The 25808-nt window shown below is 60.9% G+C and carries 35 protein-coding genes; 18 read left to right on the forward strand and 17 right to left on the reverse strand.

Annotated elements, in window-relative coordinates; all coding sequences use genetic code 11:
- Positions 1–6 precede the first annotated feature (6 nt).
- The 17 genes from IPM39_15095 to IPM39_15175 are packed head-to-tail and all read left to right on the forward strand — an operon-like array spanning position 7 to position 12227.
- A complete protein-coding gene (locus tag IPM39_15095) occupies positions 7–342 on the forward strand; it encodes a hypothetical protein (protein ID MBK8987378.1) in 336 nt (111 codons plus the stop codon).
- A complete protein-coding gene (locus IPM39_15100) occupies positions 326–745 on the forward strand; it encodes a hypothetical protein (GenBank protein ID MBK8987379.1) in 420 nt (139 codons plus the stop codon). Before IPM39_15095 ends, IPM39_15100 begins: the two co-directional genes overlap by 17 nt.
- A gap of 5 nt (positions 746–750) precedes the next feature.
- Positions 751–1128, forward strand: a complete 378-nt coding sequence (locus tag IPM39_15105) for a hypothetical protein (GenBank protein ID MBK8987380.1) — start codon at positions 751–753, stop codon at positions 1126–1128.
- Positions 1118–1537, forward strand: a complete 420-nt coding sequence (locus IPM39_15110) for a hypothetical protein (protein MBK8987381.1) — start codon at positions 1118–1120, stop codon at positions 1535–1537. The genes IPM39_15105 and IPM39_15110 overlap by 11 nt, the downstream gene beginning before the upstream one ends.
- On the forward strand, positions 1530–1907 hold the full coding sequence (locus IPM39_15115; protein MBK8987382.1) for a hypothetical protein: 378 nt from the start codon (positions 1530–1532) through the stop codon (positions 1905–1907). Before IPM39_15110 ends, IPM39_15115 begins: the two co-directional genes overlap by 8 nt.
- A 25-nt stretch (positions 1908–1932) precedes the next feature.
- Entirely contained in the window at positions 1933–2532 is a 600-nt protein-coding gene (locus IPM39_15120; GenBank protein MBK8987383.1) for a hypothetical protein, read from the forward strand.
- 13 nt (positions 2533–2545) lie between these two features.
- Positions 2546–3058, forward strand: a complete 513-nt coding sequence (locus tag IPM39_15125) for a hypothetical protein (GenBank protein ID MBK8987384.1) — start codon at positions 2546–2548, stop codon at positions 3056–3058.
- 11 nt (positions 3059–3069) lie between these two features.
- The gene (locus IPM39_15130) at positions 3070–3375 is read left to right on the forward strand and encodes a hypothetical protein (GenBank protein ID MBK8987385.1); all 306 of its coding nucleotides are present in this window, start codon (positions 3070–3072) and stop codon (positions 3373–3375) included.
- Positions 3372–3788, forward strand: a complete 417-nt coding sequence (locus IPM39_15135) for a hypothetical protein (GenBank protein ID MBK8987386.1) — start codon at positions 3372–3374, stop codon at positions 3786–3788. The genes IPM39_15130 and IPM39_15135 overlap by 4 nt, the downstream gene beginning before the upstream one ends.
- Positions 3789–3823: 35 nt before the next feature.
- On the forward strand, positions 3824–4033 hold the full coding sequence (locus IPM39_15140; GenBank protein ID MBK8987387.1) for a hypothetical protein: 210 nt from the start codon (positions 3824–3826) through the stop codon (positions 4031–4033).
- Positions 4030–7434 (forward strand): phage tail tape measure protein, encoded by a 3405-nt coding sequence (locus IPM39_15145; GenBank protein ID MBK8987388.1) that lies wholly within the window; start codon positions 4030–4032, stop codon positions 7432–7434. The genes IPM39_15140 and IPM39_15145 overlap by 4 nt, the downstream gene beginning before the upstream one ends.
- 2 nt (positions 7435–7436) lie before the next feature.
- On the forward strand, positions 7437–8828 hold the full coding sequence (locus IPM39_15150; protein MBK8987389.1) for a hypothetical protein: 1392 nt from the start codon (positions 7437–7439) through the stop codon (positions 8826–8828).
- Positions 8825–9907: a hypothetical protein gene (locus IPM39_15155; GenBank protein ID MBK8987390.1), complete on the forward strand. Its 1083-nt coding sequence runs from the start codon at positions 8825–8827 to the stop codon at positions 9905–9907. Before IPM39_15150 ends, IPM39_15155 begins: the two co-directional genes overlap by 4 nt.
- 2 nt (positions 9908–9909) lie before the next feature.
- Positions 9910–10122 carry a hypothetical protein gene (locus tag IPM39_15160; protein MBK8987391.1) on the forward strand — a complete coding sequence of 71 codons (213 nt, stop codon included), beginning with the start codon at positions 9910–9912 and terminating at the stop codon, positions 10120–10122.
- A complete protein-coding gene (locus IPM39_15165) occupies positions 10122–10685 on the forward strand; it encodes a hypothetical protein (protein ID MBK8987392.1) in 564 nt (187 codons plus the stop codon). The genes IPM39_15160 and IPM39_15165 overlap by 1 nt, the downstream gene beginning before the upstream one ends.
- 8 nt (positions 10686–10693) lie before the next feature.
- Positions 10694–11278, forward strand: a complete 585-nt coding sequence (locus IPM39_15170) for a hypothetical protein (GenBank protein MBK8987393.1) — start codon at positions 10694–10696, stop codon at positions 11276–11278.
- A 4-nt stretch (positions 11279–11282) separates the two neighbouring features.
- Positions 11283–12227: a hypothetical protein gene (locus IPM39_15175; GenBank protein MBK8987394.1), complete on the forward strand. Its 945-nt coding sequence runs from the start codon at positions 11283–11285 to the stop codon at positions 12225–12227.
- Between the two features lie 35 nt (positions 12228–12262).
- Here IPM39_15175 and IPM39_15180 read toward each other — a convergent pair whose 3' ends face one another.
- The 17 genes from IPM39_15180 to IPM39_15260 form a co-directional block, all read right to left on the reverse strand.
- Entirely contained in the window at positions 12263–12634 is a 372-nt protein-coding gene (locus tag IPM39_15180) for a hypothetical protein (protein MBK8987395.1), read from the reverse strand.
- A complete protein-coding gene (locus tag IPM39_15185; GenBank protein MBK8987396.1) occupies positions 12631–12936 on the reverse strand; it encodes a cold shock domain-containing protein in 306 nt (101 codons plus the stop codon). The genes IPM39_15180 and IPM39_15185 overlap by 4 nt, the downstream gene beginning before the upstream one ends.
- Before the next feature lie 20 nt (positions 12937–12956).
- Positions 12957–13826, reverse strand: a complete 870-nt coding sequence (locus tag IPM39_15190; GenBank protein MBK8987397.1) for a hypothetical protein — start codon at positions 13824–13826, stop codon at positions 12957–12959.
- Between the two features lie 9 nt (positions 13827–13835).
- Positions 13836–14975: a M23 family metallopeptidase gene (locus tag IPM39_15195; GenBank protein MBK8987398.1), complete on the reverse strand. Its 1140-nt coding sequence runs from the start codon at positions 14973–14975 to the stop codon at positions 13836–13838.
- A gap of 98 nt (positions 14976–15073) precedes the next feature.
- A complete protein-coding gene (locus IPM39_15200; GenBank protein MBK8987399.1) occupies positions 15074–16486 on the reverse strand; it encodes a hypothetical protein in 1413 nt (470 codons plus the stop codon).
- Between the two features lie 6 nt (positions 16487–16492).
- Entirely contained in the window at positions 16493–17023 is a 531-nt protein-coding gene (locus IPM39_15205; protein MBK8987400.1) for a hypothetical protein, read from the reverse strand.
- An 18-nt stretch (positions 17024–17041) separates the two neighbouring features.
- Positions 17042–17623: a hypothetical protein gene (locus tag IPM39_15210; GenBank protein ID MBK8987401.1), complete on the reverse strand. Its 582-nt coding sequence runs from the start codon at positions 17621–17623 to the stop codon at positions 17042–17044.
- Between the two features lie 130 nt (positions 17624–17753).
- Positions 17754–18008, reverse strand: coding sequence for a hypothetical protein (locus IPM39_15215; GenBank protein ID MBK8987402.1), 255 nt, complete (start codon positions 18006–18008; stop codon positions 17754–17756).
- Positions 18005–19987, reverse strand: a complete 1983-nt coding sequence (locus tag IPM39_15220) for a ParB/RepB/Spo0J family partition protein (protein MBK8987403.1) — start codon at positions 19985–19987, stop codon at positions 18005–18007. The genes IPM39_15215 and IPM39_15220 overlap by 4 nt, the downstream gene beginning before the upstream one ends.
- A 254-nt stretch (positions 19988–20241) precedes the next feature.
- A complete protein-coding gene (locus IPM39_15225; protein MBK8987404.1) occupies positions 20242–21015 on the reverse strand; it encodes a hypothetical protein in 774 nt (257 codons plus the stop codon).
- Positions 21016–21032: 17 nt separating this feature from the next.
- Positions 21033–22016 (reverse strand): hypothetical protein, encoded by a 984-nt coding sequence (locus IPM39_15230; GenBank protein ID MBK8987405.1) that lies wholly within the window; start codon positions 22014–22016, stop codon positions 21033–21035.
- Positions 22013–22165, reverse strand: a complete 153-nt coding sequence (locus IPM39_15235) for a hypothetical protein (protein MBK8987406.1) — start codon at positions 22163–22165, stop codon at positions 22013–22015. Before IPM39_15235 ends, IPM39_15230 begins: the two co-directional genes overlap by 4 nt.
- Positions 22166–22229: 64 nt before the next feature.
- A complete protein-coding gene (locus IPM39_15240) occupies positions 22230–22637 on the reverse strand; it encodes a VRR-NUC domain-containing protein (protein ID MBK8987407.1) in 408 nt (135 codons plus the stop codon).
- Complete coding sequence (locus IPM39_15245) at positions 22634–23188, reverse strand: hypothetical protein (protein ID MBK8987408.1); 555 nt, start codon at positions 23186–23188, stop codon at positions 22634–22636. Before IPM39_15245 ends, IPM39_15240 begins: the two co-directional genes overlap by 4 nt.
- Positions 23188–23427: a hypothetical protein gene (locus IPM39_15250; GenBank protein ID MBK8987409.1), complete on the reverse strand. Its 240-nt coding sequence runs from the start codon at positions 23425–23427 to the stop codon at positions 23188–23190. Before IPM39_15250 ends, IPM39_15245 begins: the two co-directional genes overlap by 1 nt.
- A gap of 569 nt (positions 23428–23996) precedes the next feature.
- Positions 23997–24248: a hypothetical protein gene (locus IPM39_15255; protein ID MBK8987410.1), complete on the reverse strand. Its 252-nt coding sequence runs from the start codon at positions 24246–24248 to the stop codon at positions 23997–23999.
- Positions 24232–24558, reverse strand: a complete 327-nt coding sequence (locus IPM39_15260; protein MBK8987411.1) for a hypothetical protein — start codon at positions 24556–24558, stop codon at positions 24232–24234. Before IPM39_15260 ends, IPM39_15255 begins: the two co-directional genes overlap by 17 nt.
- Positions 24559–24739: 181 nt before the next feature.
- Here IPM39_15260 and IPM39_15265 point away from each other — a divergent pair, with 181 nt between their 5' ends.
- Positions 24740–25747, forward strand: a complete 1008-nt coding sequence (locus tag IPM39_15265) for a site-specific integrase (protein ID MBK8987412.1) — start codon at positions 24740–24742, stop codon at positions 25745–25747.
- Positions 25748–25808 lie beyond the last annotated feature (61 nt).

Here is a 25808-nt window from a genome sequence, read left to right on the forward strand (position 1 = left end):
CTGACCATGAAGCAAACCATCATGGCTGCCCGCCGGCAGGAAGCCCACGACCGTCTGGTTAGCGAAGCGCAGCGCCTGGCGGCCGTGCTGGGCCTGCCGGACCCGGTGGGCCTGGAGCCGCAGGAGCGTCAGCCGGCCGTGCGCCAACTGAAGCGCGACGAGTATCTGGGCGGTTTCCTGGCCCAGGTCCGTACCGCATTGCCCGCACCGGCGACGCTGGAGCAGGCCGAAGGCTATCTGAGCCGGGCCGAAATCCTCGCCATTCCTGGCCTGACCAAGACCAGCAAAGACGCGATCAACGCCTACTTCGCCGACCTGGAGCGCGATGCCTCTGCCGACTAGCTACGACGAGGACGGCTTCAAAGCCTACCTGCACGGCCGTCTCAATCGGGGCGGCGTGGCCGATGCGTTTGGCTGGACCGTAGCCAGCGGCAGTTATGACGAAATTGTCAACGACGTGCTGCTGGCCTACGGTGCGGTCGGCGTCGCCGAGGCTGCCGACCTGAAGAAGCTGCGCGTCCTGGGCAACCTGGCGCTGTGGCAGGCGGCGAAGGAAGCGGCCGTGCTGGAGGTGGATTACTCCGCCGACGGCACAACGTTCAACCGCGAGGCCATCTTCAAACACATCGAGGCGATGTTGGGCCAGGCGCGCTATGACGCCATCCCCTACGTGGACGACGACGGCTATTCGGTGGACATCTACGGCGTGAGCCGCAAAGACCCGTACAGCCCTATCGAACTATGAGACCCTTGCCCACCCTCCACCGCCACCAGACCCAGGCCAGCGACGTGATGTTCGACAAAGGCCAGGTGTTGGCGCGCCAACAAACTGGGACCGACGCCCACAACCGGCCGGTCTTCAGCTACGTCGCCCAACCAGAAATCTCCTGTGGCGTGCGCACGGCCGTCAACCGCGAGGCCGCCGACACCGAAGGCAACGTGGTCTTGGTGGATTACGTGATCCGGCTGCCACACGGCACGGCCGTGTCTGACCAAGACCGCTTCCGCATCACCAATCGGCATGGCTGGCCGGGCTATACGGCCGTTGACTGCGACATTGTTGGCGCGGTGCAGCGTGGGCGCACGGCCGTGACCATCAACGCCAACGAGGTGAAGCATGGCCGTTAGGCGAGGCAAGGTCAACTGGTACGCTGAGGACGTGGTGGTCAAGTTCACCAAACTCAGCGAGCGAGCGTTGGAGGCTGCGGCGGCGCGGGTAGATGCGCTGACCAAAATCAACATCGTCGCCAATGACCAGGTGGACACCGGGTTCATGGTCAACAGCGTCTACTTCGCTACCGATGGTAACAGCAGCTACATGGATTCTGGCGGTGTGTTTACCGACAAACACGGCAACCAGGTCGAACGGCAGATGGCTCCCGAAGCCACTTTGAAGGACGGCGCGGCCGCGCTGGTTTGCGTAGGCGCGAACTATGCCATCTTCCAGGAGATGGACAATCCGTTCCTCTACCCGGCGCTGCTCACAGTGCGTGGTGAGATGAAGGGCATCATCGAAACGGTGGCGAAGGATGGTTGATTTAGACGCGGCGGCGGTGGCTCTCGCCCTGGGCAACGCGGTGTTGGCAACGGCCGTGTCTAATCGCATCTATGGCGGCGACGCGCCCCCGGCTGGCTACGACCCAGCCAATGGCGCGGTGTGCATCAAATCGCGGGGCGGCCAGACGCGCTATGACCCGCTGATTGACAGTTCCTTTCAGGTGAAGTGTTACGGGGCGACGCCCCCGGCCGCCTGGCAGGTTTATCAACTTACCTACGACGCGCTCCATGAAGCCCACAACGGCCGGGTGGCATTTAGCCAGTCCGAAGTGACCGGGCAGCAGCTTACCGAGCCGGGCACGGGGCGCGTGTTTATTCTGGCCTATTTCCGTATGGTGATACGGCCGTAGGCCGCGAAGACTGGAGGATTATTCCATGAGTACAGCAGACATTATTATCGGTCCGGCGCGAGTCTTTCATGCGGCCGTTGGCACAGTGTTACCGGCCGATTCGCTGGCCTATGGCGCGGCGTGGACTTCGCCGACCGGTTGGACGGAGATTGGGCTGACCAAGACGCCGATCACCATGAACCGCGACCTCACCACAGTGGACGTGATGGTCGAGCAGTCCACGCTGCCGGTGAAACGGGTGGCGACGGAAGAGAAGGTGGCCTTCGAGACCACCCTGGCGGAAATCACGGCCGACTTGCTGCAACTGGCGATGGGTGGCACCGTGACAGACACGGCCGCGGGCGCGTCGCAGGTTGGTAAAGAGGAGCTGGTGGCCGGAGGCGCGGCCATCTTGCCTGAGTATACCTGGGCCATCGAAGGGCTGTACGAGACGGCCGCGGGCGTGAAATTCCCCATCCGCTTGCAAATTTACCGGGCGACGGTCGTCCTCAACGGCGAACTGCAATTCGGCAAAGCCGATGCCACCGGCATTCCGCTGCGCATTGACGCGCTGGGCGACCTGACCAAAGCGGTCGGAGCGCAGCTGTTCAAATTCGTGAAAGTATTAGCTGCGGCGACGAGCTAACCGAGGCAACCCCATGGCATTGGACATTCCGGCCCGGCCGACGATGCGCGACCTATACCAACTGGTCGCCACACTCAGCCAGCAAATCACCAATCAAGGCCAGGAGTTGCAGGCAGTGCGCGAGGAATTGGTGCGCGAATACGAGCATCAGCAGTCTGAGGTGCGCGTCAATGCGGCCGATATTCGCCGCCTCAATGCTGAATTTGCCCGGCTGCGGGTGGAGGTAGAGGGGCTGAAAGGGTGGCAAATGGGCCACGCCTTCACCTGCCCCTTCACCGGCATGTCGGCGCGTACGGCCGTGCGCGCCCAACTCCAGCATCTATTGCACCAGTGTTTTAGCCTGGAAGAGGTCAATCTGCTGGCCTTCAAGATCGGCGTTACGTCCGATGACCTGCGCGGGGAGACGCTGGCATCGCGGGTACAGGAATTGGTGCTGCACTGTGAGCGGCGCGGCATGGTCAACTTTTTATTGGAGATGTGCCGAAATGAGCGGCCAGATGTTTCCTGGCCGCTCGCCTACGAGTAAGGAGCAGACAAATGCTTGACTGGAATCTGGTCATACAAATCGCCGGGGTGTTCCTGGCTCTTGTTGGCGGTGTGTTGAGTGTACCGCTTATTAATTGGTTGAAGACGCTGTCTGGGATTGACGGCCGTCTGGCGCAGGTGGTAACGGCCGTCGTCGCGGCCGTCATCGCCGTGCTGACGCTGATTGTCAGCGGGGCAATCGCCCCGGAGCCGCTGACGGTTGAGTATGTTGGCAGCCTGTTCATGGCCGTACTGGTGGCGAGCCAGGCAGAATACCGCCGGCTTAAAGACCAACTGAAAAAGGACGGGTCCCAATGAAAACAGCCGTCGTCGCCATCGCCGAGAAACCATACACCATCCGTGAGCCAAAGCGGAAGGCCAACGCCAAATGGCGGCAACGATTCCAGGCGGAATTCAGCGACGTGGCCGCCCTCATCGAGGGACTGCCGCGCACTGAGATGACACCCGAAGCGCTCGGCGGCCTGCTGCACCAGATTATCGGCAAGGTGGGCGGCTCGGTGGACATCCTGGCGGAGTTGGTCTTTGACTATTCGCCGGAGCTGGCCGCCGACCGGGAGACCATCGAAGAGGAGGCATACGACAGCGAGATCATGGCCGCGTTTACGGCCGTGCTGAAGCTGGCGTACCCTTTTGGCTCGGTGTTGGAGACGATGAATGGTTTGGTCGCCCTTGGCCAGAAGGCCAAGCCGACATTGCCGAGTTCCTCTTAAGCCAGTACGACCTGGACGATGCGGCCGTTGACGAAATGGAAGCGGCCGACCTCTTCCTGGCCTACGTGCGACGCTCCCAATTTGAGGCGCGGATTCTGGCGCGGGAGCTGGCCGAAATCATGATGGGCGCGACGGCCGCCACCGGCGCGGCCCAACCAACCGCCAGTAACGGCCGTCGCCCCCCCAACCGCCATGAACGCATTCCCGCCGATCAGATGTTGCGCGAGTGCGGAGTGACCCTATGAGCGCAGAATTAGGCGACGCCATTGTCTATTTGGCGGCCGAGAATGCCCAATTAAAGAAAGACCTCGACGGGGCTAAAAAGCACACCGAGGGATGGCTCTCTCAGTTGGGCATGGGCATCAACATCGCCCTGGGCAATGCGCTGGTAACGGCCGTCGGTAAGGGCATCCAGGCTGTTGGCAACCTGGGCAAAAGCGTCTTTGACTTCGCCGCCGACAGCCAGCGCGCTGTCGGCTACCTGCAATCCGAATTGGGCAGCACAGCCGAAGAGGCGGAGGCGTTGGGTCAGGTGGCCCAGGCCGTCTGGAAGAACAACTTCAGCGACAACGTCCTGGAAGCTGCCCAAACCGTGCGCCTGGTACGCCAGCAGATGCGCAGTCTCAACGCTGAGGGTATTCAAGGTGCGTCCGAACTGGCCTTCGCCCTGCGCGACGCTTACGGCCCACAGACCCAGGAAAGCATAGACGCCGCCCGAACGCTGATGGAGGACTTTAACCTCACCTACCAGCAGGCGTTCGACTTCATCGCCGCCGGTTATCAAAAGGGACTCGACCGCAGCGGCGACTTCCTCGACTCCATCACCGAGTATGCGCCGCAGTTTCGCTCGGCTGAAGCAGACGCCGGGCAATTCTTCAGCGCTCTGGAGACGGGGCTGCAAGGCGGTATGCTGGGCACGGACCGGGCGGCCGACATGTTTAAGGAGTTTCGGGTTCGGCTGCTGGATGGCTCGACCACGACGGCCGATGGCCTGAAACTAATCGGCCTGTCGATGGACGACATCACCAGCCGCATCAACAGCGGCTCGCTCACCTGGGCGGATGCTTTCACCCTCATCCAAGACAAACTGCGTGGAACAGATAACCAGGCGGTGCAGATGCAGGCGGGCGTGGCCCTGCTGGGCACGCAGTTTGAGGACATGGGTGTGCAGGCGGCGCTGGGCGTGGACCTGGCAGCCACCTCGCTCGATGACCTGGCCGGCGCGGCCGACGCCGTCAATGTGCGCTACGACAACCTGGGCGACTTCTTCCGGGGGATGGGGCGCAAACTCACGGCCGCATTGGAACCAGCGGCCGGGGCGCTGCTGGACATCGCCCACGACGCCATGCCGGAGTTGGAGGCGGGCTTCCAAAGCCTGGAGGCCAACGCCGTGCCCTTTGCTGTCGGCATCGCCACCATCTTCAAGGCGCTGGCTGGCCTGGCGAAATCTTTCTTCCGGGGATTCCGCAAAGAATCCAACGACGAGATGGGGGCAACGGCCAACGAAGCCGGGGGATGGGGGCGCAACATCGTCCTGCAACTGGCGCGGGGCATGGCGGCGGCGGCAACGGCCGTCGTCCGCGTCTTGAACCAAATAGGGGACATTATCGCCCATTGGCTTTCGCCTGGCAGCCCGCCGCGCCTGCTGCCCGACATTGACGATTGGGGCACGGCGGCGATGCAGGAGTTTCTCGATGGCATGGGCGCGGCTTCGGTGGGCGCGCTGCGCAGCATGGGCGGCCGAATCATGGAGGCGCTGTCAGGGGTGACCGACGCCGGGCTGGTGGGCCTTTTCTCCACCATCTCTGGCACTGTGCAGCGGCTCATGCAGTCTACGGCCAGCGATGACGACACCGGCCTCATCGGGCGCATCATCGGCAGCCGGGCGGTCATCGGCCAGGCCATCGCCGACATCCAGCAGTACGGCCGTGTCACGGATTCCACCCTTGCCGCCATCCAACAAAGCCTGGTCAACCTGCCGCCCGTCGCCAATGGTTACGTGCAGGCGATGATCCGGCTCTACCAGGCGAACCAGGCCGTGACCGACGCGCAAGAAGAACTGAACCGCGTCACGCAGGAGTACGACGACAAACTAAAACCGCTGCGTGGCGAGCTGGATGCCCTGCGCGATGCCGAGGCCGACACGGCCGACGAGAAACGCATTGCCGCGCTGCGCCGGGCCATCGCCCGTGGCGGCCTCAACGACGAGCAGAAAGCCCAGGCGCTGCGCGAGATTCGCGCCCGTGAACTGGCGATGCAAATCCGGCAGTTAGAGGCGCAGAAGGAGACGGCTGTAGACTCGGCACAGGCGCAGCTTGACGCCGCTGAAGCGGAGCAGGACGCGGCCGAGGAAGCGGTGGCGCTGCAGCAGGCGCTCATTGACGCGCAGGTGGAATCCAACGGTCTTATCAGCCAGCAAATCTCGCTGCTGGACCGACTGGCCGAGACGATGACGGCCGTAGGCGCGGGGCTGGCCGACGCTGTAAGCGGGCTGGGCGATGGACTGGGCGGCGCTTTGGGCGCTGCGCTGGACGGGCTGGGCGACGAGATTGACCTGGGCGATGGGCTGGACCTGACATCCCTGTTTGAGGAGATGGACATCGAGGGGCTGGTCGCCGAGATTACGGCCGAGTTCGCGCCGCTCACCGAGGAGACCGAGAAACTAGGCAAGAACTTTGCCACCATCGGCGAGAAGTGGGACGAGCTAACCGGGAAGTCAAATCCCCTGATTGAAGCCATTAAAGGCATTGGCGCGGCCTGGCTGGGCATAAAGGTTGGCGGCATGATATTTGAACTGCTCACCCTGGGCGGCGCATTTCTGTCGGCCACCGGGCTGGCTGGCGGGTTGGGAGCCATCCTGACCGGCCTGGCGCTGCCGGTCGCCATTGTTATCGGCCTGGTGGCGGCGCTGGCTCTGGCCGTTGCCACCGACTTCCTGGGCATCCGGACCACGTCGGAGCAGTTGGTATTCATCATCGAATGGGCCATTGGTCAGGCGATTCAGAAGATCGGCGCGTGGCTAAAATGGCTGGCGGCGAATTTGGCAATTGCCTGGGCCGACATGAAGGCAGGGGCGCAGCTGCTGTATGCGGTGCTGACACTGCTATGGTTGCAGATAAAGGCGCGCTTCCGTGAGCTGCAAGAGTCCATCGCCGAGAAGGCGCAGGCCATACAGGACTGGTGGAAAAGCATCGGCGATAAGGCGACCGGCATGGCCGATACCATCGAAACGGCCACCGGCCGGGCGAAGGATTTTGTGTCTGGTCTGTGGGACGCCATCCAGGGCTTTTGGGAATGGCTGAAGGACAAGGTCTTTAATTTCAAAATCGAACTACCCAGCCTGCCCGATTGGGCCATCCCCGGCAGCCCCATCCCGCTGCACACGGCGTGGAAGGACTTCGCCGACGAGATGAACCGGATGGTGATTCGGCCGCGTGTGGATCTGGCAGAAATGGGCGGACTGGCGGGTGGGGGAGTTGTTGGCGCGCCAACACCACCCCCGCCACCAGCAGCCGGGGCGATGATGGTCCAGTTCACCGGTGACATGGTATTCAATGACAAATCGGCCGTGGATGCTTTCTTGGCGTATCTGAGCGGCCTGAATGACGCCGACGCCCTGGGCGGCGCGGCGATGGTATACAGGTAAATATGCTGACTTTTTACTGCACCCCATTGGACATCAGCGTCGGCCTGGACGATGGCACGGCAACGGCCATCCGGCGCGGCGGCTGGTCGCAGCGCGGGCCAACACGCACGGCTGGTGATGTGTGGGAGGATGTGGAGGAAACGGCCGTCGTGTCACTGCTGGACGAAGACGACGACACCGTTTACAGCAAACTCATGCACCTGGCGCAGCGCGCCGAAGACGTGCAAAGCCCGGAGCATCGGGACCACCTGAACCCGGCCAATTGGGTGATTGCCCAGGCGCAAACGCCGGGCGAGTTAATGGCGCGATGGGCGCTGGTGAAGCAAATCCGGGTCGAAAAGCTGGACCCGGCGCATTATCGCGCCAACGGCCGTCTGGCGCTGGAGGTGAAATTTGTCCGCGAGGGGTTGTGGCGCGGCGATGATCCAGCCTTGTCACCGATTGAACTAGTACCGTACAGTACACACGCAGTCGCCACCAAGCTGACCATCGTCAACGACGGCTATCTTGGCTCGACGCCGGTGGACGGCGACGCGCCACCACTGCTGAACCTGGATATACGGCCGTATGTTGACGCCTGGATAGCCGTCCACGCTGGCGTGTCAGACGCCGGATTTACACCCTATTTGTGGGGGGATGCGTTGGCCGGGGCCATCAATATCAGCTCTCTACCAGCGCCATTTAACAGCGCCGCCCAACTGCCAGGCGGCAAATGCGTGGCGCTGGGTTCGTCGGGCCAGATATTCTGGACGCTGCCATTAGCCAGCTACTATGGCTATTACACGGCCTACGCGCTGTTTCTCTCCAACGCAGATGGGGCGGTGGTGCGCTTCCAACACGGTTGGAGTGGCAGCTATCAGTACGGCAGCCTGGTCGCGCCGTCGGCCAGCACGGTCCATTGGGGCATTCACCGACTGGGCGCGTTTCGCATTCCCAAATCGGGCAACGCGGTGCGCGGCGTCCTACCATCTACCACATATGTCGCAGGCATTAACTACGTCAAAGAGTCGGGCAGCCTGTACCTGGGTGGCATGTTCCTGGTTCCTGATTCGGGCAGGCCGCCGCAGGTGATACGCGGCTATGGCAGCGGCTATAGCAACCCCATCACCCGTGTGGACGCGGGTGTGGGTCAGGTTTACTGGACGGGTTCCACCGGCATTCCGGCGCTGGTTCCAGCGGCCGTTTCATTTGGGCCGTTCCAGTCGCTCAACCCAACTCCCGGATTGACAAATTTTGTGTGGCTGATCCCAGTCACCTCGCCAGACGCGCCAGATACGCCCATTGCCGCGCCCTTGATGACCGCGACAGGATGGCGAGTCGGCGTCCGCTACGTTCCCCGCTGGCAGTACCTGAATCTGACAGGAGGAGAGACCGGAGGGGGTGTGGACATATGACCGAGCGGGCATTCGGCCAACTCAGCGGCGTCGGGGACGTAACGGCGCGTATGTGGCCGAGCTATAAGCGGGTAACGGCGGCCCAGGGTGGCGACGTGTCGGCAGAGTTTCAGTTCGCCGACCATGATGCGCTGCTGGAACAGTGGTTCTATGACTACCTGGGGCGCGAATTCCGTGAGCATTACAACGGCCAGACGGCGTTCCTGGGGCGCATCCACACCATGCGCCTGGCCTACAATCGTTTGGTACTGACCGTATCGCTGGACTGGCTCTTCAACAGCGTGGCCTGCGCCTACACCAGCGCCCTGGATGGCAGCACCCTCTACAGCGACTTCACCGAGGATTCGGGCAGCATCGCCCGATGGGGCAAGCGGCAGCACATTATACGGCCGTCCGACGTGACCATTGGCTTGGATGAGGCGGAGGAGGTTGCCGCCGATTTCCTGGCCGACTTTGCCCGGCCGCGTATCAGTCGGGGCGAGGTGCAGCGCAAATTGGAACGGGGCAGCCTGCAGGTGGCGGTGCAGGGCTATAGTCAGACATTGGACGCAGAGTTGTACCGTGAGGAAAGTGAGGGCGAGGACGATGCCAGCGACGAGATTAAGCTGGCCCTGGTCGGCGCGACATTCATCAGCCAGGGCCGCATCGAAGGAAACGCGCGGCAGGTGAGCATCCAGGCCGACTGGCAGAGCAAGCTAAAGCGTCTGGAATGGATTGCTGGCCGGCGCGATGCCCAGGGGCGGCGCTACACCTTCGGCTGCGTCGGCTCTAAATTATTCGATTACCAGCCGGTGGTGGGAACGGCGCGCTACCGGATTTGGGTGAAGCGGCCGACTGTGGCCCATTATGACGCCGACGAGAATTATGTGCCTGCGCCGTTGGTGCGGCCGGGCGGTTATTCCGAAATTGCCGATCTGAGCGCGCCGGCAGGCGACGTGGGCAACGAGTGGTCGCCACGCCGCCAGTGGGACGCCTCGGTGGTCTATGACCAGAACGGGGCCATGCTGCGCGGCGGGGCGTGGGGCGTGCAGGAGCGCGCGGCGGCAATTCAAATGAGCATTGCAGCAAGAGCGAGGTAAAAATGAAAAGAAACGTAACGATTGTATTGTTGGTTGCGCTGCTGCTGGCGCTGGCCGGGGCGGCGCTGGCCGCGCCGATAAGCCCGGCGCGAGCCAACACGATTATTCTGAAGCCGCAGCAGAGCATCATGATCCGCTGCGTGGGCGGCGATGAACTGATCATCGCGCCGGTCGGCCTGGAGGCAGAGATTACCTGCCGGGTGTGGGTGCGCTGATGTACGAACTGCGAACCCTTACTGGCACAGTGCGTTCGGCCGACGGCACGGTTCGCGCCGGGGCCAACGTGCGGATTGTGAGAGAAACGGCCGTCGCCGATGGCGATGCCTTTCCTCCGTCGGCGGTGGCATTCTACACGGATGCGGCCGGGGCTGTTCCCGTAGGCACAGCCGTCGCGGTGCCGTCGGCGGGGTCGTGGGCATTTTCGCTGTGGATTGACAACGTCCTCATCTGTTCGTTGGCCCTGGGCGCAGGCGCGGCCATCACGGTGGCGGAGCTGATGGCACTGGCGGGGCTAGAGGCGGGCGATGGGACGCCGCAGAATGAGATGCTGCTGCGGCTGTATACGGCCGTTGCTGGCGCTGATGACGGCCTGCTGCTGGAGACGGCCGACGGCGACCTGGCGTTGGTGAATGCGCCAGGCGGCTACTGGATGCAGCGCACGGCCGTGCCTGCCGGCGAAACCGTAACCATACCGGCTGATCACCAGATGGTAATCGTGGGTGATTTTATTGTGGATGGCGAGTTGATCGCTGTTGGTGACTTGGTGATTTTGGATTGAGGTAAAACATGAGCGTAAAAACAAACACGATTTCAGAGCGAACGGCCGACGCAGGCGTGACCATTGATGGCCTACTGATTAAAGATGGCGCACTACCTGCACTGCCCGGCGCGGGGATTACCAGCGACCAGGCGTTGGCGTTGGCGGCGTACCAGGTAGCGGTAGCGGCGGCGGAAACGGGGGAGGCGTTGCTGAAAACGGCTGGGGGCGTTGAGTTTGGGGCGGCAGGCGGTCCTAGCCTCGGATATACCGAAGCAATAATAAGCATTGAGCAGACGGGGACAAACAATCCGATATTAGGGGTATTAAAAAATAATACCGGCCTATCATTTACAGCACTTCGAATACCGACAAATCCGGTGCAGTATATATTGGGCATTACAGGCGGGGCGTTCAACGTAACACGAACACAGGTGACCTCTAATGTCGTTGCGAATGATAGTGGTACATACGCAAAGACACTACTTGTTGGTGCAATCCAAGCCTCGTCAATTGCTCTCTTTCCCTACAACGTGAAAACTGCTACATACGAGGACCTGGTCATATCAACTAGCGGCCGATTGCCGTTCGTCACTATCAGAATATATGAATAATTGTATGAATAATTGCACGATCTGCGCCATAATTACCTTTTGTCTTCTAGCCCTCGCCGCCTGCTCCCCGCGCCCGGAGCCGCTGCCACCCGCACCGCTGCCAACGGTGGAAGCGGTGCAAGAAGACGTGCCGGAGTATGTGGCGTGGCTGCCGGTGGTGGTGCTGCCGGAGCCGGTGCGCGGTCTGGCCTATTGCTGCGGTGCGCTCCGGCCAGGCGAGGCGGCCCGGTTGGGCATAGAAATCTGGTACAACTATGGCCTCAACACCCCCGGCCGCACGCTGGATAATGGCGCAATTTATGTGCCTATGTTTTGGTGCGACAAATACCCGGCTCTCAAGTACCCGACGCAGGTAGACTATTTCCAATTGCTGCGTCACAACTTGCCGCCAGGCTACACCGGCCCCTTGCTTTTTCTTAATGAGCCGGACCTCGCCGGGCGTGACGTGGACATGGGGCAATGCGACCGCACGCCGCGCCAGGCGGCCTACATCTACAAAGGCATCTTGGAATTATGCCCCGGCTGCCGTCTTATCGGCCCGGCCGTATCGCATGAGGATTACTTAGCCGACTGGCCCTGGATGCGCGCCTGGTACGACGAAATTTACAAACTGAAACTTCGCCCTCCCGACACAGCCGCAATCCACACTTATCTTAATGAGCCGCCGCATCTTATTATCAATTCGCTCTTTGACCTGCTGGCAGCCTACCCCGGCGCGCCGACAACCGCCTGGATAACGGAATTTGCGTCATGCAATCCATCGCAGGCGGCGCGGATGATCGCTTACTACGAGCGCAGCGACCGAGTTGAGAAATACTTTTGGTTCACCGGCCGGGGCTGGCCGGATGCGTGCATCAACCTGCTTTCAGATGACGGCCGTCTGACGGCCGCCGGAGAGGTTTACTCTGGTCGAGGCGCGCCAAATGCCGCACCAGCCGCCTACCCCTAAAATATGTTGGCGCGCCAGTGTTGGCGCGCCAACACCTACAGCAGCGCCGGCTGCACCGGCCCCATCTGCCACGCCGGCCGCAGCGCTTCCTGCGGCCAGTAGACCCGCCAGATGTAGTGGACTTCGGCAACGGCCGTTTCCTCCCCATCCGGCAGGTAAGCCACTTCCTTCCGTTCTGGCCCGGTCGCCATCCACACGACGGCCGGGCCAAACGCCTCCACCACCGCCTCGACGATGGTGTCCATTTCCGTTTCCGATGGCTGCACGCCAACCCGGCTGCACCCCAGGACGTTCATGCCGTTGCCTTTGGTCAGGCGCAGCGCCAGGCCGCCGGTCAGGCGACGGCCGGCAGCGGGCAGGTTCTGGAGCGTGTAGACCAGTAGGCCGCGTTCTTTGTCGTTTTTCACGTTCTTAACCTCCGGACGTCGCGGGCCTGCGGACCCTTGCCGAAATCGTGAATGGTAAAGCTCACCCGGTCACCGTCGTAGAGGTTGCGGTGGCCTTCGCCGTCTATGTGTTTGTAGTGGACAAAAACGTCCAGGCCACCGTCGCAGATTTCCGGGTCGTCGGCGGTGATGAAGCCGTGCCCCTTGAGGCGGTTGAACCATTTCACGGTTCCAGTGTGGCGCGCCGGTGGTCCAGAATGCCCATCCGAACCGCGCTCAAGCCTGGAAAACAGCGTGCTGTTTTCGTTTGTAATTCGTTGCATTATGTCTGCCCAACTGTCTCTCATGATTTGTATCCTCCGTTTTGTTTAGCGATTTCATCCAGCCGATTGTGCCAATCGCGCTGGGCACGTTCCGATAATTCCGGCATGATCCGGGCGCGTTCCTCTCTGGTCATGTGCGCCAGGTCACGACGCTGTTGGCGTGTCACTTGCCGCCAATCGCCGGGCAATGCGCCGTTTTCCGGTGGCATCTTGCTGGCATCTTGTCGCCCATCCTGCCGCCCATCCTGCCGGAAAGATGCCGCCTTTTTTGCTTCAATTTGCGCCAGGGATAATGACGTTTTGTCGGCCTGGGCCTGCCGCTTCAGTTCGCGTTCCAGTTCCCGGTCGCGGGCTTCCTGCTCGCGCTGGAAGGTCAAACGCCGGGCATCCTCCTCGGCCTGCCGCTCGGCGGCGGCCTGGGCCAGCAGCGCCAACTCCTGCGCCTGGGCCTGGGCTGTGGCCTGCTGGTCCAACTCGAACGCCTGCCGCTGCGCTTCGTCACTGGCCTGTTTTGCCCGCACCACTTCCAGGCCATCTACCAGCGCCGCGACCAGGTAGACGACGGCGGCGATGATGGGGATGGGCAAGAGGGTGGCGTTGCGATGAAGAATCCAGATGCCGGCGCCGGTATAAATCAGCAGCAAGATAAAGGCGACGGCCGCTCGCGCCTTGTCGTTGATGCGCCAGGAGACCTCCAGCGCGTGCCCAGAAAGGATGCCAACGACCTCCACGCCAACGGCCGTTGCGGCCGCGCCGATGATGACGGCCGTCTGCCACCAGCCGCCAATGGGCTGCGAGCGGGTGATTTCGTAGGTCAAAAAGACAACCATCGCGGCCGGGGTGAAGACGCGGCCGACAAGGGGCAGAATGGAACCGATAGTTTTGTTCATGCGTTACTCCTATTTGATAAATTGCCAATCGTAAGCCAGCGTGCCGTAGCCCACTGGCGGCGTGTTGTACAAATCCACCCAGCAGTAGCTGGTTTCTGCGTCGCGCTTAAGCGCTTTGTCGTATGCTCCCGGCTCGTAGCACTGAATCCAGCCGCCCCGGTCGCGGCATTCGTAAGTCGCGCCGGCGTAGCTGAAGCGTGTGCCGAAGGGCCAGGCCGGTGGACAGGCAGCTGCGTAGACGCCGCCCTTACCGCCCGTCCAATCCCAGGTCACGTCGCCACTCGCCATGTGGCCGCAGTCGCTGTCACAGTTAATGCCGCCGGCAGCCGGTTCGTAGTGGCTGATCCGCAGGCCCACGTCGCTGCTTGGCGAGTAGCCGAGGCTGCGTAAAGCCTGCACCAATCCGGCCAGGTCGCGGTAAGGTGTTGGCGCGCCAACACCGCGCTCCGGCGCGCCAACATCGGCAACGGCCGTTTCCGCCTGGCTGCGGTATTGCTCCGGGTCCACTTCCACCCCATCCACCAGCAGGCTGACGTGGTCGTGGCAGATGGGGGCGCTGCCGATGAAATAGCCGGTGAGGTTGGTGCTGCCGACCTGCTGGCCGGCGCGGAAGCTGTCGCCGGCGGCCAGCGCATAATCGCCGTGCATGAGGAGCATCTGGTAACGGCCGTCGTCGCTCTTCAGGTAGATGTAGGGGTTCCCCCAGCTATCCTTGACCCCAGCGCCGCCCCAGCTGACTGTGCCAGCGAACGGCGCGTAGATGGGCGCGCCACAATCGCGGACGTAATCCCGGCCGGCCCACTCGCCGCCCCGGCTGTGCATCTCATTCAGTGCGGCCGGCGCGCCGCTGGGCGCGTAGGGCAGCAGCCCGGCCGTGTGGCTGATGAAGGCGCTCTCTTGACGGCCGTCCACCGTCATGAGCGTCAAGCCGTCCACCCCACCCGTGTAGTCTGCGCCCACCACCTCGCCAATGGCAACGGCCGTGATGACGAGGGCAGGCAGGCAAGAGACGAACGCGACGGTGAGCGCCGACCCGAACGCCGCCAACCACAGCGCCCGCGAGCGGATGGGGGCGTAGCTGGTGATGAGCCAGGCCGCCAGGAAAGGCAGCAGCAAGACGGTTAAGGGCTTTAGGCAGGCTAGAATCATGGCGAAAAGGTAAAAAGGTAGTTTTGGGAATACCCCGTAAACTACTCCCCCAGGAGTAGAAATGGTACACATTTGCTACTCCTGGGGGAGAAACAGGGCTACTTTTGCAGTTCCCTTTCTCTCAAAAGCCAGTACCTATTGAGGTTTGCGTAGATAGTTTTCTTGGACATAACAAAGTATTTTCGTACCTCGTCACCGGAAGGTTTTGTGTCATACTGGCGCAGGAACTCCATAAACGCGGTCTCTTTAGCTGCCCGCCCCACAAGGGTCGCCCAGACAATACGGCCGTCTGAACCATCACCCATATCTTCCTCGTCATCGTTGATGGCCTGGATAGCCGCCTCGGTGCGACCGACGTGCTGCGTGTAGGCTGCGCCGACGCCGCCCCAAGTGGGCAGCGGGCAACCCTGGCTAATCTCGGCCGCATAGCTCTCTAACTCCGCCGTTGGGATTTTGATGGCGTTCATCACCATCCAAGTCGGATAACCGGCCAACCGGGTGAAAAACTGCCCACGTCCCAGGCTTACCTCATCGGTGAATTCCTTCCCGATTTCGGCCACGTTGTGATATTCGCGGGGAGAGGACAAAGAGCCGCAGAAGCGCGTCCAAAGCTGGCTGCGCAGCCCGGCAGGAATGGCGTCCACGTTTGGGTACTGGGTTGCCACCAGGAGCTTAATACCGGCGTAGCGGCCTTTTTTCGCCAGGCTGACAAGCAGCGACAGGCCGTCCACCGCTTTGCCTGTCAAGTCCTGACATTCGTCTATGACGACGACCAGGTAAGGCAGCCGGGGCAATTCTGCGGCCATGCCTAGCTCAACGCGCAGCTTGTGGTAGCGGTGCAGGTCGTTGCACAGGAAGCGGTCGGGAATTTTACGGAACAGGTCGCCGCGCCGGGTCATTTCCCCATCCAGCCACTTGAGCAGTCGGATGGCCTCGTCGTCGCTGGTGGCAATGGGCACGCCATGTAGGTAGGGCATGTGGGCAAACACGCTGAAGTCGTTACCGTCCTTACCGTGATCGAAGATGACGATGTGCAGCTCCTCCGGCGTGTAAGCGGCCGTCATCTCGTAGATGGTGGTGTGCAGCAGGGTGGTTTTGCCTGCACCGTTGACGCCCCAGATGGCTGTTGAGGTCATCTCATCCAGGTTGGTGATGACCGGCTCGCCCTTTCCGTAATAGCCGATCCACATCGGGGTTGATTTGTTGGTAACGGCCGTTTCCCCCATCTTCATTGTCCGCCTGGTTGCGAACCAGACGGAGAGGTTGTCGGCAACCGGGCCAATCACGTCGGTGGTGAACAATTGCAGGTAGCCGGAAAGCAGCAGCAGAACCAGGCCGGCGACGATGACGGCCGTCGTCACGCTGCCCATCCACAACCACACGCCGGCAAAGACCAGCACGGTGAGGGCAATCATCCGGCTCATGGCCTCGCGGCCGATGGCAACGTAAACCGGATCGGCGCGAGTTTCTAACCGCGTTTTGCTTGTTTTGGGCTGCTTATCGTCAAACATGATCTGTTACTCCTGACCGGGTTGGTCAGCGCACATTTGTCCGGTGGTGATGTAGAGCAGCGCCTCGTAGCGCATCCGCTGCGCATCGTCGGTCACGCTGTCGGCCATTTGGCAGATGTCGTCGGCCGCGCCGGGCCAGTCGGCCAGCAGCGCCTGGACGCGCCCTTGGTCGAGCGTGTAGCTGAACAGGTCGGCGCTGTTATCAATGACCAACTCGCGTTTGGCGGCCGGCAGGTTGTTAAAGTTAGCCCCAGTCCAGGTGGAGGCGTCCCACTGCACCGGCCAGAGCCACCAGCCCAGGACGACCAGGCCGACGAAGAGGCCGAGGGCCAGGGACACGACAGCAAGCTGCTGCTTGGTCAATCGCGACCAGGCAGCCGTTGCCAGGGCCACCATGCGCCGCCATTGACCCGCCAGCCGCTCGGCGAGCGACGGTTGAAGGGGCTGCACCGGCTCAATGCCGCGTCGTCGAACGCGCCGCCATTCGGCGTGCCCGACGGTCACACTCGTTTGAATACGTCGGTATTTACGGTTCATCTGATACTCCTCTTTGCGTTACGGCTGAATGATGGGCGTTGGCGGCTTCAGGATGTCATAGGTGGCGGTAGGTCCGGGCGTTGCCTGGTATTGAGCAGCTGCGGCCGTAACGGTCGCCAGGCGGGCGTCGGCAGTTGCGCGATAGTCAGGCTCAGGCATAGTAGCTATTGGCGCGAGGGTTGGGGTGGCGAGGATGGGCGACACTGTCGGCTGGCTGCCACCGCCGCCTGCATCCGGGTCGCTGCCATCAGTGGGGCCGCCGAGGGGTGATAAAGTGGCTGTGGGCTTCGCTGGCGCGCTGTTACCGGCGCCGGCGGCGGTGTCGAAAATGCCGCGCACGTTGCCAGCGAAACGGTCCATCTCCGGCTGCGCCGATTCGATGCCTTCATTGCTAAATTGCAGCACCAGTGCGGGGAGATACTTAAGGCCAGCCAGCATCATACCCACGACGACGACCGAGTAGATGAGATACCACCACAGCGCCGATTTGGTTTTGATTGCTCCGATGCCAACGCCAATGACGAAGACGATGGTCGAGCCGACCATGTAGGCGGCCAATGCCCAACTGATCCAGCGAATGCCGGTGTCTAGCAATTCCATTGAGATACTCCTTTGCGGGAGTAACGGCCGTTTGAGTTGGCTTACCAACTTTGCTATACTGGAACGGCCGTTACCCCAAATGCCCTGCGGTCACGGTAGGCCGGTGCTGATAACACCGGCCGTTTTGTTTTTAGGTCATGAGCAGGTGGCTGCCGGGCAGATGCTCATGCCGGCAGTGTGGGCAAACTTCAACAAATCCCTGACGCACTTGAACGCAGCTATCGTTCATCAGGAAGGCACTGGCCCCTGGCCGCAGTGGGTATGGCTGCCCGCAGTTGCTGCAGGTGAGCCAGGCGGCGACCAGGGCGGCTGACGGTTCGGGGACGATGACGCCGCCGGTGGCGACGATGGTGAGCAATTGCTGGCTGCGGAGGATGATGGTCACGCTCGCGCTTCCTCCTCCAACTCTCTGCAAATCTCGGCGTCGTAGTCGTAGTCGTCCTCGTCGCTGTACAGATCCCCGTCTTCATCTCCGGCGAGGTTTGCAGCCGTCAATTTCCTGGATGTCTCGCGCTCCGCCTTGCGCAGCGCCGCCTCGGCCGCTTCCAGGGCATCCTTCTCTTTCCGGGTCTCCATGTCGCGCAGGGCGCGGCGCAATTCGTAGTCAAGGTTGAGCAACTCGGTGGCCTCGGCCTCCGGCAAGTCGTGGATGGGATGGATGGCGGCCAAAGCGGCATCCAGGGCGATCTTGCAGTCCGGCCAGTCGTAGCTGCCATAGTTGCGGCGTTCGTACCAAAAATCTAAGGCGAGGATGGCGGCGCGGCGCATGTCGGCCAGGGGCATGCCGGTCGATGTGACTTTGTCCGCATTCAGCCCGGCGCGGCTCAGGAGCCGGCGCACCAGTTGAACCTGCCGCCAGCCGTCGTAGTACGTCTTGATGCCGCGACCTTTGTCCCACATGAATGCTATGAACTGCTTCAGCAGCGGTTCGTATTCCAGGCCATCGAAGCCGTCGACGGCGTCGTCTTTTGGCTCCAGCATCAACGCGGCGATGATGCCGGCCGCGTCTCCGGCCGGAAGGTAAAGCGCGTCCACCATCGCGGCCTTCGCCCGCTTTTCCACTTCTTTGCCCAACTTCGCGGCCTCTTTACGCCAGGCGGCCCGGTCGGTGGCCGACGCGATGTCCTCGACCTTTTCCTTTGCCTCGCTTGGAAGAAGATGCAACGGCAGAAAGCCGCGATGGCCCAGGGCGATGCCGGCGCGCCCTTCATTGTCGAATCGGTGGTCATCCCACAGCAGTTCACGCTCGCCATACGGCCGTACCATTGCGCCGCTGGGCTGCCAGCGAATCACGAAGTTTGTGCCAGGCTGCTGACCGCCCTTCCAGAGGGCTGCCAACAATGCGCGAGTTTTGTACTCTTCATAATCGGCGAAGTCCTCAGCCCGGTCGCTGATGTGGACGCCCAACTCATCGGCCGCGTCGGTGAGGACGCATTCGGCGATGACCTGCTCCTTTTCGGCAAGGCACGCGGAAACCATGCAGTGGTTGTTGACGCGATAGCCGCAGCCACGACAGGTGCTTTGACAAATCTTGCCGCTGACGCCCGTCTCGAAGTCGGCGACAAACTTGGGGAGTGAGACGCCGGCGTGTTTGATGGCACGCTCAGCATATTTGCGGATGTCCTCGCTGGTTGTGCCGTTAGGGTTTTCCAGCAGCTTGCTGACGTACGCGGCCGGCGGCTCTGGCGAATAGTAGTCCTTTTTCCATTTGTCCCCTGGCACGGCCTCCTTCAGCTTCAGGACCGGAGCCAGGGCCAGGCAGGAGCGCTCGCTCAGACGGCCGTCACGGTTGGCCTGCTGAACTTCGGCCGGCAGTTCCAGGAGGCGCAGGCGATTGGCGACGGTGGAACGGTCCACGCCCCAGGCTTCGGCCACTTCGCGCTGGCTCTTGGATTGAGATAGTTTGCGCGCCAACAATTCAGCTTCCTCGACGGCCGAGATGTCTTTCCGCTCGCGGTTCTCGGACCAGACGGCATCCAGCATTTGCTCGTCGTTCAGTTCGCCGATATGAACCGGGAACCAGCCGCGTTCATAGCCGATTTCCTGCGCTCCCCACAGGTGGCGGAAGGCGCGCAAACGGCGGTGGCCGAAGGCCAGTTGGACGCGCACGGCCGGGTCAATGTACAGGACGCGGTTTTTGTCGGTCAGGGTGAGTGCTTTCGCTACGCTGTAAACCTTGCCGTTTGGCTCGGTGGCATTGCGGAAGATGACCCGGCCACGCGGGATTTGCATCAAGCCATAACTGTCCGGATAGTTGGCGCGGGCGGCGGCGATGCGGCCGGCCAGGTCGGCGATGTCGCCGTATTCCTGGCGCGCCTGGAAGGGATTGTCATCAATTTGTGAAAGGGGGACGTAAATTAACATGAGATACTCCTTGTTTGGTTTGAACTGACTTACTCTCGGTCTCCCAACGCTTCGCCGACGTTCTGATGGCCTGGTCTACACGGCTTAGGTGGAATCGCGCTCGTTGGATTCGTGGCTCGTCTGGGTAGCTTTCCTCAAGCTCGCCCAGATATAGTGAAACGGCGAAAAGTGGGTTGATCGCCGTGTCCATTAACTCGCCCCAGGGGGGCAAGGTGCTGGTGGTCATCAGATACTCCTCTTAAGTTTAAAAACTGCTAACGACCTCCGGCCTTGCGCCGATAGTCGGGCACGCCAGAGAGATTGACCATGAAACCGGCCGGGGCCATCTGTAGCAGCCTGCTCCAGGTACGGCCGCCTACGTGGGCGGCCAGGGCGTCCAGGCTGAGGTTGCCGGTGAAAATGAGGCTAACCCCAGATGAGTAGCAGTAATCCACCAACTTGAAGTAGCGGGCGTGGCGCTCCAGCGCCTGTTTGTATTCATCCTGGCTAACGAATGGGATGAACCCCTCAGCGCCCACGTCGTCCACGACTACAATGGAGGCATCGGCCACCTCGTTGCTGGCGTGGGTTTCGCCATCGAGACGGTTGATAATGTCACCGGCCACAAAAAACTTGCCGGCCGGGGCAATGGGCTGACCATCCATGACATAGGCGACCGACCAGAGGCATGCACGGGCAATGTGGGTCTTACCGCAACCGTAGCCAGTGCGGGTGATGTCGCCGGGAACGGCCGTTGACAACAGCACCAGGCTGGCGTTGGGCTTGCGCCCGGCGGCGATTTGCGCCCGGCGGCGGTTCTGCCAGGCGCGGGCGGCCTGCACGGCAACTTCAACCAGCGGATGCCAGTCCGGGTCCAGGTCAGCCAAACGCGCCGGGGCGGCGTCTGCTGCCACAGGGGCAATGTCAGGCGGGGTAGCGGGGGATGCCGCCTGGTTCAGGATAGCAGCTATGGGGGCCGGGAGACGGCCGTTTTGTTTTGGGCGGCGGGCCAGCAGGTCCGCCTGGGCGTTGGCAAGTTGCTGATTCATGATACTCCTCTAAATCCTCAGTAAAGGCCGGGGGCAATTGGCTTCATCCCGGCCGACGGCGCGGGCTGCGCTGCCTGTTTGCCTTTGGCTGCAAAACGTTTTTTCGGCGTCCACTCCGGGTCTAAGCGAAGCTCGTCGTACCAGTCCAGAATGCCGATGGCATTGCCCGGCTTGTTGTTGCTCAAATTCCAAAGCTGCCGGGCCGTTTTGAGCGCTTCGGCGTCAGGCGTTTCGCCCAGGCGCTCGGTGATATACGCCGCGCTTTCAAAGCCAGGCCAGGCCATACTTGCCTCAAGCCAGGCCCAAATCGCCGGGTGGGTGGCAACGGCCGTTTCCTGATCCGTTTGCGGGTAAGGGCAATCCGGGTGAACGGTGTTGGCCGTCCGCGGGCTGGGCGCGCTCCCCTCTCCCAGGAACTCTACGGAACTCTCTTGGAACTCTACGGAACGATCACAACCATTACTTGTGACGATACCTTGTGACGTTTCTGGTTTTTGTTGTGACGTTCTTTCAATCTGTTGTGACAATCTTTCTACCCGTTGTGACAATTCCTCAACTATCGTCACAAGGCGAATTGTCACAGCCATGAGTTGTGACAATTCGGCGGGCTGTTGTGACGATTCCGGGGCCAGTTCTGCGGTGAGCGCGGCTCCTTGTGACGTTCCTTGAATAAACGTCACATCGCCTTGTGCCAATTTCTCAACTATCGTCACCCGGTAAACGGTCCAGGCTCCCCGACCGTCGCCGCCTTGCTCGACAATTTCCAACTCCCCGGATTCCAGCAGCGCGGGCATGAGGTTGTAGACGGTGTTGCGGTGGACACGGGCCTCTTTGGCAATGCCAGAGTAGCTCAAACACCGCTTGGTGTTGCCCACTACACCACAGACACCGAATTCATCGGATCGGTCGGCGATGGCCTCCAGGACACGGTAAGCGCCAAAGTCGCGCTCTTTAATGAATGAGGAGTGCAGCCGCACGGCCGTCATTGCCTGCCAACTCATATCTGCCCTGTCTCCCGCTTCAGCTCTTGGTACTCCGCCTCGCTACTCCAGCCGGTCATCGCCAGCCGGTATGCTGTTGGCGCGCCAACAATCGGCCGCCAGTGGTCATACAATCGGGTGTGCATGATTGAGAGTCGGTAATCGTCCATAATTCGCTGCCTGTAGCAGTCAATGATTGGTTCTGCGTTGCTCACGGTTACCTCGTCGGCTGCTTCACGAAATACTGGCAGCTTCGGTGCTGGCAATTTGCGCATACAGTCGCTCCGACGGGTTTAGTCTCAGGTATTCCAGGATGATGCGCTGGGCTGCCTCGAAGCTCCAGCAGACGGCCGTCTTGTACCCCTGACCGGCCAGCGCTTCCAGCCACCAAAGCTGCTCGTCGCTCGGTCGGTTGCGGCCAAACTTCATCTCGATGTACAGCCCGTGGAAGCCGCCGCGGGCTACCGGCAAACAGAGGTCTGGTACTCCCCGTTTGACACCTTCGGCTTTCATCTTGGCGGCTACTACCGGGTGGCGGTGGCCGCCGTTGGGGATGGCGTGGAGCAGCCGCAGCGGCGGGTAAAGATTGGCCTGCAGCTCGACCCAGCCAAAAAGGGCTGCTTGCTCGTCGTGCTCGCTCATTCGTCGTAACCATCCATATCGGCCGAGGCCAGGCCGGGCAGCATTTCTTGCTTCTCTTTGGGGGGTTCGTGAGGGCAAACTGGCTCGATGTACACTTCGGATAGGGGAACGGACTGAATGTAATACCCTTGTTCAGCCCAGACTTGCAGCACCTTCGCTACGCCCGCCTCACCCCCAGGAATTGGCGGCTGAACGCCAACGCAGCAGCCGCAGTATTTCTCGGCCACGTAGACCAGCGGTTCGGCCTCTTTTGGGGGTTCGTGTGGGCAAACAACGACGTTGGTAAACATTTTGGAGACGGTGCGCACCATCCACCCCGCCTTGCCCCACTCGGCCAGTACACGTCCGGCGGCTTTAAGGTCGCCCCCCAGCGGGTGCATAGCCTTCACGCAGGTGCAGTATGGCCCTGTTGCGATGTAAACATATGGCCCACCGTTTTTGTATTTCTTTGGCTCCGTCATCGTAGCCACTGCCCGGTCCAGGTCGGACATCGTGATTGGGCCAGTTGAAAATCCTGGACCGCTAAACTCGACCGTTCGAACGCTACCCATTAGTTACCTCCTGCGCCATCCTGCGCCTCCTCGTCAGCATCCGGGCGCTCGACGCGGATGCCGTTAACGGCCGTGATGCAATCCATCGGCAGGCGACGCCGACGGCCGTTTCTGCCCTTAATGACGACGTGATCGTCGCGGACCTCTGCGACCGTGCCTGTTACCACCTGGAGTTCGACTGTTTTGCCTTTGCGGCTGCGCTTCACCCATTCAACAGTGTTGCCTATTGCTATGTCCATAATCGTTCCCCTTTCTGTGCGCCGGCGGGGGCAGGCCCGCCGGCAAATCCGTTTGCCATCGTCAATTCATCTGGTGGTCGGGCCTGCCCCGACCGGTTGCTGATAAAAATGTGGCGGCTCGTCGCCACAGGCTGACGGCCCTTCCGTGCCAGTGACCACGCCTGGGGATATGCGTGGACCGAAACGGCCGTCAGCCTGTGAATACGAACCCTGTTAAAGTGCACCCCGCCCGGCGCTGGTAGCGGGGGGTGCATTTGTATAGCGCCGCAAAAACGATTGTTGGGTCGGGCGTTGTACGTCGCAGATTCATGGCCCTGCGAGTGCCACACCGTTGCCTTGATTCCCCTGACGTTGGGGAGGCCACGCCCAATAGGTATCGATGTTAAAGACCGGAGTTTTTGGGAAGAACCCCCGGCGTAAACTCCACAAGTAGAAGAAAGCCGCATCCGCCGCCCCGGCGTACTAGAGGTATTCATAGGCGGGGGTAAGTTCCGCCCCGTCCACGTCCAGGGTAGCGAAAAACAGAACGGCCGTGCTATAATTGTGAAACCGCAGCGCGTCCCAGCGCCCTAGTCTTGCGCCGCCGAGGGATTCCCGTTCCCGGCGGCGCGCTTCTTTTCCTGATACCGGTCGTAGGCAACTTTGGCGTCTAACTTCTTGCTTAAAATCAGGTCGTGCATATCCAATAAATCAATCATCGCCAGGTCTAGATTGTGAAGGTCCAACTGCGTGATGGCCCTGGTCACATCGCGCAACAGGCCACCAAAAAACATGAGTTCGTTTTCCAGTTGGGCCAGTACCTCATCATCCTTTCCCGCCATTTCTTCGCTCCCGTTCCCATTCTCGCCGCGCTCTTGTCTGCTCAGTAATTTTTAGGCCGGTAGCCACGCCGCCGGCGACGGCAAATAGCAGGCTGAAGAACAGCCAGGATTTCAAGTCCATTAGGCCAAAGGGGATACCGGTGAAAGCCAAAATCAAAACGGCAGTAATACCGGCCGTTTTGCGTGCGTCTTCGTTGCGCCGCCAGATGCGGCCGAGGGTGTAAAACATAATGACGAAGACCACCGCATCTACGGCTAGAAGGACCAGGGCAGCGATGAGAGCAGATTGACTTATTTCGATTTTCATCATGCGACCTCAATTTAGAATTTTTGTGCTAGGATAATTTCTGACTAGGCGATGCGGATTCCCGCAAAAATAAAACGAATAAATTGAATATCCGAAAGATCACCGGTAATGAAGCGCCCGTGTAAAATGTGTGCTTTATCAAACACGCCTATAGGCTGGCGACAACACATTACTGGAGGTTTATGTGAAAACGACTTATCGGAAGATGTCAGACTTTTTGTCTGCAAATCAGCCTACAGACAGTTTATTGGATGCTGTTCAACGATTTTTGCGTGAGCGCGAACCCGACGTTAGTCAGGCGACAATGGTGCATCTATATCGCAGCCTGGTAGCTTACGGTGACGCTCTGGGCAACATGCCGGTCGCAGAAACGTCTGCGACCGATTTAATGGCCTATGCCGAGGATTTGCGCAACCGTTACAGTCCTGGAACTATCAGGCCCGTCTTTGGCGACCTGAAGCAGTTCATTTCGTGGTTGTACAAATCTGGCTTGATTAGTGATGATTACGGTCGCCGTCTGAAGAAGCCCCGGCCGGTGAAGGAAAAGCATCATGCTGAGGAATCCGACATGCGAGGGCTAATCAAACACCTGGCTGATTCGTTAGGAGGGTCGCTTTACCGCGACTTGTTTGGCACGCTGCAGGCTGAGAATGCCGGATGGGCTTATGAGGAATACAAGACACTTCACGACCTGACGGCCATTATGTTGCTGTACGAGTCGGGTTGCCGCGCCGGCGAGCTATGTAATCTGAGTACCCGCCGACTAAACATAGTGTTCAGTCAGCCGGCGCCCACCTACTCTTTTACCGCCTATGGCAAAACCAATGACCGCACGTACCATGTCACGGATGCGACGGCCGAGTTGTACAGATTGTGGATCAAGAAACGGCCGTTTAACGTGGTCTGGGCGTTTAATAGTTGGGCACGGGGTGGTGAGCCTGGCAAACTTTCCACGCCTACCCTGGCTCAAATGGTTGCATGCCGCTGCGAACAGGCCGGGATACAGCCGTTTCGCCCTCACTCAATGCGTCACGCGAAGGTGATTCGCGCCCGTAAAATCGTAGGCTTAGAAATCGCCAGCAAGTTGGTGGACCATGCCAATATACAGACCACCCGTGCTTACGACTATGTCGATGATAGTGAAATGGGCGTAGCGGCGAAGCTGACGGGCTACACTGGCAAGTTGCGGTAAAGCGGACCACCGTCCCAGTTACGGCTGTTAACCGCAGGGTTGTTGGTTCGAGTCCAACCTG

It is taken from the genome of Candidatus Leptovillus gracilis, assembly GCA_016716065.1.
Classification (GTDB): domain Bacteria; phylum Chloroflexota; class Anaerolineae; order Promineifilales; family Promineifilaceae; genus Leptovillus; species Leptovillus gracilis.